We start from the raw sequence: 9,341 nt of genomic DNA on the forward strand, positions 1-9,341 counted from the left end.
CGGGGGCATAGTCTTCGGATTGTGTCTAGTTAAGAGGAGTAGAAGCAAGAATCTCCCGTCACAGCGTAGCTTGACGGCGAGAGTGTCAAAACTGCACTAATCAGAGACCTGGAACTTAGCTCTAAACCGACAACTAAATTATCAGGAGAATTGGGGTTATGCTGACTCTACACACGCTGACCAATGATAGTATCTCTTGTCCCTTGCCCGATCGCGTGGAGAACGTCAATTTCCACTACGAATTAGAAAATCAAATTCATCCCACCTACGGCCTCGAAAACCTAGGCATGAAAAATCTCGGTCGCGTTTATCGCAATCTTTCCGTACCGCAATTAGTCGAACAGGCGATCGAACGTCATGAGGGTGTTTTAGCCGATAATGGGGCTTTAGTGGTGGAAACGGGTAAATATACCGGCCGTTCCCCCAAAGATAAATTCATTGTCAAAGAAGCCAATAGCGAAAAGGAAATCGACTGGAATCAGCATAATGCCCCGATTAGCGAGGAAAAATTCCAGCAGTTATACCGAAAAGTCCTCGCCTATGTGCAGGGAAAAGACCTATATATCTTCGATGGTTACGTCGGGGCCGATCCTAATTATCGCTTTGGCGTGCGCGTCGTCACCGAAATCGCCTATCATAACCTCTTTGCCCATCAGTTATTCCTCCGGCCCAGTGCGATCGAACTGGCTGCCCATCAAACTGATTTTACCGTGATTGCCCTGCCGGGGTTACAGGGAGATCCCGAAGATGACGACCTGAACAGCGAAGCCTTTATCGTCCTCAACCTGGCCAAAAAAATCGTTCTCATCGGTGGCACTCGCTACGCTGGCGAAATCAAAAAATCCGTCTTCTCGATGATGAACTACCTGATGACCAAACAAGGGGTTTTACCGATGCACGGTGCCGCTAACATGGATAAACACGGTCATACGTCCCTCTTTTTCGGTCTTTCCGGTACGGGTAAAACCACCCTTTCCGCCGATCCTAAACGCAGCCTGATCGGTGATGATGAACACGGTTGGTCAGAAGACGGCATTTTTAACTTTGAAGGCGGTTGTTACGCTAAAACCATCCGTTTAAGTGCCGAATACGAACCCCAAATCTGGGCGGCGATTCAATTTGGCACTATTCTCGAAAACGTTATCCTTTCCGCCGATAATCGCCTTCCCGACTACGATGATGGACGTTTGACCGAAAACACCCGCGCCGCCTATCCCCTGCGTTATATCCCTAATTGTGCCGTATCTGGCATGGGAACCCACCCGAAAACTATTATCTTCTTAACTGCCGATGCTTTTGGGGTACTGCCACCAATCGCCAAATTAACCACGAACCAGGCGATGTATCATTTCCTCTCCGGTTATACTAGCAAATTAGCGGGAACGGAACGGGGAATCACCGCCCCACAGGTGACTTTTTCCAGTTGTTTCGGTCAATGTTTCTTCCCTCTGTCACCCCTCGTCTATGCCAAAATGTTAGGGGAACGTTTAGAACAACACCCGGAAACCTCCGTTTATCTGATTAATACCGGTTGGTCCGGCGGTCCTTATGGAGTCGGCGATCGCATTTCGATCAAACACACCCGCGCTATGGTTTCCGCTGCTTTAAATGGCGATTTAGAGGAAGTAGTTTTCCATCCTCATCCCATCTTTCAAGTTCTCGTCCCCGAAATTGTCCCCGGAGTTCCCAAAAAAATCCTCGACCCGCGACAAGCATGGCAAGATGGCGAATCCTACGACCTACAGGCGCGAGAATTGGCCCATCGTTTCGTGGAAAATTTCCGTCAATTTACCACTGCCTCCCAAGAAATAATTGCAGCCGGTCCAATTTGGGAATAACAGCATCAAGGAATCGGTTATCAACTATCAGTTAAGGTGAGATTTTCTCAGAGTTTGATTGCCGTCGGGTGTATTGGGGCTGCCTAATACACCGGCAATATTGCTATCTATTGCCCATAGCTTGTCCGGCAAGATAACCAGTGGTCCAAGCGCTTTGAAAATTAAATCCCCCCGTGACTCCATCGATATCTAGTAACTCCCCGGCAAAATATAACCCCGGACAGATTTTACTTTCCATAGTTTTAAAATCCACTTCCTGAAGATCCACTCCCCCAGAGGTAACAAATTCCTCCTTAAACACCCCTTTTCCTTTGATTTGATATTCCCCTTGCTGTAATTCAATCATTAATCGATTGAGAGTATTTTTAGATAATTCGGTCCAGGGAGTTTCCGAGTTAACAGTCAAGTAACTTAATAAACTCTGCCAAAGACGCTTGGGTAACTGCTCAAAGGGACAATAATTAAAGAGTTTTCTTTTGGGATATTCACTTTTAGTTTGTAAGATAATTTCTCGCAATTTTTCAGGATGATAATCCTCCAACCAATTAATTATTAAAGGCATTCGGTAATGATGCTCGTGAAGTAACCGCGCTCCCCAAGCAGAAAGTTTTAAAATAGCCGGTCCACTAACTCCCCAATGGGTAATTAACAAGGGTCCGATTTGTTCTAATTTGCTTCCCCCAAGACGAACTCGCACTTTATCCACAGTAACCCCTAACAAATCTTTCAGACGAGGATCGGCAATTTGAAAGGTAAATAAAGAAGGGACAGGAGAGATTAGAGAATGACCTAAATCTTGAGCGGTGCGATAACCAAAAGTACTACTTCCCGTCGCAATTAACAGCTTATCTGCCCTAATTTGCTCATCTCTTTTTAATTCAATCAAAAAACTTTCTTCCTGTTTTTTTACCGATTTGACTGGGGAATTTAGCCTTAAATTAACCCTGGCAAAAGTCGCACTTTCCCGCAGACAATTAACAATAGTTTCAGAATTATCGGTGCTGGGAAACATTCGCCCATCCGCTTCTGTTTTGAGTTTTACCCCCCGCAATTCAAACCATTTAATAGTATCTTGGGGTTGAAACCGACTAAAAGCTCCCCGTAGTGCTTTGCCACCGTGAGGATAATAATTAACCAATTGAGAAACATCAAAACAATGATGGGTGACATTACAGCGTCCCCCTCCCGAAATCCGCACTTTCACCAGAGGTTCTTTTGCCGCTTCTAGGATAGTAACGCCAGCTTTTGGGTTAGATTCTGCCGCTTTAATTGCTCCAAAAAATCCCGCTGCACCGCCGCCAATTACGACTATTTGAGTCATATATCAAGGAAAAAGTTAAGTTTAAACCGCCAAAAATCGCTGAATGACTTCTTGACTTAATTCGCTCGTGAAACCGGAAGCAACAATTCCCCCTTTTTGCATGGCGTAATATCGATCAGCTTGGCGGACAAAATGCAGGTGTTGTTCTACTAATAAAACGGCGATTCCTTTGCTGGCAACAATACGCCGCACCGCTGCTTCAATTTCGAGAATAATTGACGGTTGAATTCCTTCCGTGGGTTCATCTAAAATTAATAATTTTGGTTCCCCCACTAAGGCGCGAGCGATGGCTAATTGCTGTTGTTGTCCCCCGCTTAAATCTCCTCCCATCCGCGATAACATGGTTTTTAAAACGGGAAATAAATCAAAGATTTCTTCGGGAATTGTGGCATTTTTTCTTTTTGTCGGTAAAGCTTCTAAACCGAGAATTAAATTCTCTTTTACCGTTAAACGTGGAATAATATCCCTACCCTGCGGCACATAACCCAGTCCTAATCTGGCTCTTTGATCTGAGGTTTTATTAATCAGGTTTTGTTGCTCATAATTAATTACTCCCGCTCGCGGTTTTAAGATACCCATTAGGGTTTTTAATAGGGTAGTTTTACCCACGCCATTACGTCCGATTAAACAGACCATTTCTCCCGCATTAATGTTAAGATCAACATTTCTTAAAATATGACTTTCTCCGTAGTAAACATTGAGATCAGATATGTGTAACATTGTCAACCCTTTTTAACTAATTTTAATTGTTTGACTTTTTATTCTTCCGAGGAACCCAGATAAACTTCAATAACTTTCGGATCATTTTGAATTTGCTCCATATTCCCCTCACATAGAACAGTTCCTTGGTGTAAAACCGTGACTTTGCGGGCAATTTGACGGACGAACTCCATATCGTGTTCAATGACAATAATTGAATGACTTTCCGCTAGATTTAATAACAAATTACCCACGTTTTCCGTTTCCTCATCGGTTAATCCTGCTACGGGTTCATCTACTAGCAGTAAATCTGGTGACTGGGCCACTAATTGGCCAATTTCTAGGCGTTGTTTTTCCCCGTGGGACAGTAAAGAAGCGGATAAATCAGCTTTAGCAGTTAACCCGATAGTTTCCAATAAACCAATAACTTTTCTGCTATCTTCTAGAGGAGGACGACCGAAAAGAGTTGAGAAAACATTTTTATTACGGTTGCTAACTAAATCGAGATTTTCTCGGACAGTTAGATTTAAATATATCCTAGGAGTTTGGAATTTGCGACCAATACCTAAACGAGCGATCGCATATTCGGGAATTTTGCGGAGATCTCGACCTTTAAATAATACCCGTCCGATGGTGGGTTGCACTTTCCCCGTAATCACATCTAAAAAAGTGGTTTTTCCCGCACCATTGGGACCGATAATCACCCGCAATTCTCCCGTATCCATACTGAAATTAAGATTATTGAGAGCTTTAAAACCCCCAAAACTAACGGTAAGATTCTCGATTTCTAAGATTTTTCCAGTCATAATTTCTAAGAGGGAACAGGGTATAGGGGAAGTGGGGAAGTGGGGAAGTGGGGAAGTGGGGAACAGGGTATAGGGGAAGTGGGGAAGTGGGGAAGTGGGGAAGTGGGGAAGTGGGGAAGTGGGGAAGTGGGGAAGTGGGGAAGTGGGGGAATTTCAACTAAAATTTCAACTAAAACCCTAACACCCTAACACCCCAAAACCCTAACACCCCCCGCAACGCGTACGCAGTGACCACCCCAACACCCTATCACCCTATCACCCTATCTCCTGACGACCGACGACCGACCCCTGACTCGGAGAATACTAATAGAATAAGATCACTTATGCTCTAATTCTTCTTTTTCCAGTTGCACTTCTGGAGCTTCCTCAATACTAGGATAGGTAATCAAAGTTTTGTGGAAACCAAAATGAGTCAGCAAACGTTTAATCCCACCGAGAATACCATCGGGAAGCACTGTCACCACAATTAGGAATAATGCCCCTTGGAAAAATACCCAGACTTCCGGAAATTGTTCGCTTAAAAAAGTTTGGGCTATGCGTACTAATAAAGTACCGATAACTGCCCCCACAAGGGTAGCACGTCCCCCCACAGCCACCCAAATCACCATTTCAATGGAAAAAGCCACATCCATAGAGTTAGGGGTGATAATTCCCGTTTGCACGGTATAAAGAGCGCCGGCAACACCAGCAATTGCCCCAGAAATGGCAAAAACTAACACCTTAAACCAAGTAGGATCATAACCGGAAAAACGAACCCGCACCTCATCATCGCGAATGGCGACTAATAAGCGCCCAAATCTGCCCGTAGTTAACCAACGACAGAGCAGATAAATAGCCAGTAAACAGACAATTGTGAGTAAATAAAAGGCCCCTTGAACAGAATCGGAACCCACCAGTAACCCGAAAATTGTTTGGGTATCGGTTTTTAAGCCATTAGTGCCGTTAATTAACTTTTGTTGACCGTTAAAAAAGTTAAAAAATACCAGTAAAGCCGCTTGGGTCAAAATCGAGAAATAAACCCCTTTAATACGATTGCGGAAGATTAAATAACCTAATAATGCCGCTACGATCGCTGGTACAATAATTAGGGCTAGAATTGTCAAAGGTAGGGAATAAAAAGGTTGCCAAACAAAAGGTAATTCTGTCACCCCGTAGAGAGTAAAAAATTCGGGCATTTGTCCCGGTGGTAACTGAAGATTTAGGTACATGGCAAGAGCGTAACCACCGAGGGCGAAAAAAATGCCATGACCAAGACTTAATAAACCAGTATAACCCCAGATTAAATCTATCCCCAAAGCGACAATAGCGAGGGAAAGAAATCGCCCCAATAAACGCAAGCGGAAAGCCGACAAAGCTAAGGGCAGCAACAGCGCAAAGATGACCACCAATACAACAATAACAGCGATTTCCGTGATTAACTTTTTCTTTTCCCGTTGTCGGGATTCGTTTCTAGTGATGGTTTCGGTAATCATAATCTATAACTCGGCAGTACGTCCTTTAGGAGGAAAAATTCCCGCAGGTTTGAATTGCAAGAAAGCAATAATTAAAGCAAAAATCATCACTTTTGCCATGCTAGTGGTGGAGAAAAAGGTGAAGAAATCCGTTAGGGGTTTTAGTGCTGCCACGGAACCAAAAATCAGGGCAAAAGTTCCCGAACCAATTAAATAATTAGCCACACCAATCGCCATGGCTGCGATAATAGTTCCTAGGAGATTACCCACTCCTCCCACCACCACTACCATAAAAGTATCAACGATATAATTTTGACCCACGTTTGGACCGACGGAACCCAAAAAACTAATCGCACAACCGGCAACTCCCGCTAATCCCGAACCGAGGGCAAAAGTCAAAGCATCCACTTGATTTGTCGGAATACCTAAACAGGAACTCATCTGGCGATTTTGGGTGACGGCACGAATGCGTAAACCCCAAGAAGATTTATTTAAAAACCAATAGGTTCCTAACAAACAAATGGCAGTTAAAATGATAATAAATAGACGGGTGTAGGGCATTTGAAAACCCGGTAAAGGTAAACCTCCCCGTAACCAAACTGGAGCGGTGACATCGACGTTTCTGGCACTAAACCAGGGTCTAGCGAGAACGGTATTAAAAGATAAAAGATAGCCTAATAATCCAGCGATAGCTAGGGATAAAGGCAGGGTGATACCAATAGCTAAATTGCGAATTCTCTCCCAATCTAAGCGACGACTTAACACCGTCATTGCCCCAAAAAATAACAGACAGAAAACTATTAAACTAATTATTAATAAACCGTTGACACTTCTGACAAATTGCTGCAGAATTAAGCTGACTCCCCAAGTGGCCAGCAGCGTTTCTAGGGGTCTGCCGTACAGGAACCTAATCACCCCCCTTTCTAATAATAATCCCGCCAATCCTGACACTAAAAAAGCGATCGGTAGGGCAAATAAAACATAAGTATCAAAGAGGGGAGAACCAAAACCTTTAAAGATATTCTGCACCACAAAAGTACTGTAGGCCCCTAACATCATTAACTCACCGTGAGCGAGATTAATCACCCCCATCAGTCCGAAAACAATCGCTAGTCCTAAAGCGGCCAGCAATAGCACAGAACCGATGCTAATACCATTAAATAATCCTTCTAATAATGCTGACACTTTTCGTTATTCCTGTGCATTTTTAAGCTTTAAAAAGTGGGGTGAGCAGTAATGCCCACCTCACTCTCGTTATTGTCTGGAAAAACTCCTAAAACTATGATTTTTCCATTTTGAACTTACCACCCTTAGCCGGATCAGTCCAGTCACAGGCAAAGCCCTTAGTTTCGGGGACAAATTGGTTCCAGGGTTGCGGATCCACCACCCCCGGAGTTGACCAAATGATGTCAAATAGACCATCATCTCTCACCTGACCAATGCGGACGGTTTTGGAGATGTGATGATTGGGGAACATTTCCACCGGTCCTTCGGGAGCATCGAATTTTTGTCCGATGGCGGCGGCGCGAACTTTGTCGAGATCATCGGCGGTTGCCGCTTTTTCCACCGCTTGCTTCCAGAGATAGACCATGATGTAGGCCGCTTCCATCGGGTCATTGGTCACGCGATCGGGACCGTATTTAGCTCGAAAAGCCGCAACAAATTTCTTGTTAGCGGGGGTATCTACGGTTTGGAAATAGTTCCAACAAGCGTACTGACCGAGGAGATATTCCTTACCAATCTGTTTAACTTCTTCCTCGGCAACACTCACCGACATGACCGGATATTTATTGGGAGTTAAACCGGCCGCTTGCAGTTGTTTAAAGAAAGCCACGTTACTATCACCGTTGAGGGTGTTGAAAATAACGCCGCCATCGGGTAAAGCTTGCTTAATTTTGGTAATAATCGGGGTAACTTCCGTGTTACCTAGGGGTAGATAGTCTTCACCCACGGTTTCGCCGCCTTTTACCTTTAACTGCTCTTTAATAATCGTGTTGGCAGTGCGGGGGAAAACGTAATCGGAACCGACGAGGAAGAATTTTTTCCCTTTGTTTTCCAGCAACCAAGTCACTGCCGGCTCGATCTGCTGGTTGGGGGCAGCACCGGTGTAAAAGATATTTCTAGAACACTCTTGACCCTCGTACTGGACGGGATACCAGAGCATATGGTTTCTGGATTCAAACACCGGTAAAACCGCCTGACGACTGGCGGAAGTCCAACAACCGAAGACGGTCAAAACTTTGTCCTGATCGATCAGTTTGGTGGCTTTTTCGGTAAAAGTTGGCCAATCAGAAGCGCCATCTTCCACCACTGCCTCAATCTGTTTACCAAGAACACCACCGGCGGCATTGATTTCCTCGATCGCCAGTTTTTCCGCATCAACTACGCTGGTTTCACTGATGGCCATGGTGCCACTGAGGGAGTGCAGAATACCCACCTTAATTGTCTCTCCAGAAGTTGGGGCGGGACTAGCAGCTGGGCTAGGACTGGCCGTGGGGGTTTGGCTTTGATTGCCACCACAAGCTTTTAACAGAATACTGGTTCCCAGAGCGGCAGAACCGTACAGGAGAAATTTACGTCGTCCTAAATTTGACATGATGATCTTGAACTAACCTCGCTGACAATATTAGCTACTTCACACGGATGTTTTTGCTGAGGAGATTTTCGGGAATCTTTCTACGAATATCTGTGTGATATTACGGCTAGGTTAGCAGATTTTTTGTAATTTTCGCTACTTTTTGGATATTTTTTGTAATTTTTGCTACTTTTTCCCAAAAAATTAATGATTTTTATGGAATTTACCTAAGTTTTTTAGCGATCAGGAGTCGGTCGGGGAAGTCATAATAACACAATACCTCGCGTGCCTGGAAAAAGTGCCAAAACCGTTTTATAGTCGGGCTTACAGTAATATTCAGCCAAACCTAATTAGGGTTTGCTGAATACATCTAAAAACCTTGCTGGCTAAGACTTTTAGACTTTTTGTCAATCAAAAAGTACCAGATATGGGAGTGATCAGGGGGAAAATTCCGGGACTTTTTCCCTGAAAATTAGGTAATTGACTAGGTGAAAATCGTAAAACCCCACACCCCACACCCCACACCCTGCCCCCAGGAAAAGCTTTTTGCCGCAAACCCAATTATCGAAAATTTGGGTTAAAACCCCGTCGTTTTACGACGGCTTTTCTTGATCTTTAATATAGCACCTAAGAACTTCCAATGGCGCACCT

7 protein-coding genes are annotated in these 9,341 nt (G+C 44.3%); 1 reads left to right on the forward strand and 6 read right to left on the reverse strand.

Features of this window, described 5'->3' with window-relative positions; genetic code table 11:
- Positions 1 to 158: 158 nt before the first annotated feature.
- A complete protein-coding gene (pckA, locus tag BGL89_RS13610; protein WP_286826155.1) occupies positions 159 to 1,838 on the forward strand; it encodes a phosphoenolpyruvate carboxykinase (ATP) in 1,680 nt (559 codons plus the stop codon).
- A gap of 103 nt (positions 1,839 to 1,941) precedes the next feature.
- Here pckA and BGL89_RS13615 read toward each other — a convergent pair whose 3' ends face one another.
- The 6 genes from BGL89_RS13615 to urtA all read right to left on the reverse strand — a co-directional run bounded on the left by BGL89_RS13615 (position 1,942) and on the right by urtA (position 8,711).
- Positions 1,942 to 3,159, reverse strand: coding sequence for a BaiN/RdsA family NAD(P)/FAD-dependent oxidoreductase (locus tag BGL89_RS13615; protein ID WP_286826156.1), 1,218 nt, complete (start codon positions 3,157 to 3,159; stop codon positions 1,942 to 1,944).
- Positions 3,160 to 3,180: 21 nt separating this feature from the next.
- Complete coding sequence (urtE, locus tag BGL89_RS13620) at positions 3,181 to 3,879, reverse strand: urea ABC transporter ATP-binding subunit UrtE (protein WP_185239060.1); 699 nt, start codon at positions 3,877 to 3,879, stop codon at positions 3,181 to 3,183.
- Between the two features lie 38 nt (positions 3,880 to 3,917).
- Entirely contained in the window at positions 3,918 to 4,664 is a 747-nt protein-coding gene (gene urtD, locus BGL89_RS13625; protein WP_286826157.1) for an urea ABC transporter ATP-binding protein UrtD, read from the reverse strand.
- Positions 4,665 to 4,981: 317 nt separating this feature from the next.
- Positions 4,982 to 6,136 carry an urea ABC transporter permease subunit UrtC gene (gene urtC, locus BGL89_RS13630; protein ID WP_286826158.1) on the reverse strand — a complete coding sequence of 385 codons (1,155 nt, stop codon included), beginning with the start codon at positions 6,134 to 6,136 and terminating at the stop codon, positions 4,982 to 4,984.
- 3 nt (positions 6,137 to 6,139) lie between these two features.
- Positions 6,140 to 7,300 carry an ABC transporter permease subunit gene (locus BGL89_RS13635; protein WP_286826159.1) on the reverse strand — a complete coding sequence of 387 codons (1,161 nt, stop codon included), beginning with the start codon at positions 7,298 to 7,300 and terminating at the stop codon, positions 6,140 to 6,142.
- A 94-nt stretch (positions 7,301 to 7,394) separates the two neighbouring features.
- Positions 7,395 to 8,711 carry an urea ABC transporter substrate-binding protein gene (urtA, locus tag BGL89_RS13640; RefSeq protein WP_286826160.1) on the reverse strand — a complete coding sequence of 439 codons (1,317 nt, stop codon included), beginning with the start codon at positions 8,709 to 8,711 and terminating at the stop codon, positions 7,395 to 7,397.
- Positions 8,712 to 9,341: the final 630 nt, after the last annotated feature.

Origin of the sequence: Microcystis sp. LSC13-02, from assembly GCA_002282935.1 — a bacterium.
Taxonomy (GTDB): domain Bacteria; phylum Cyanobacteriota; class Cyanobacteriia; order Cyanobacteriales; family Microcystaceae; genus Microcystis.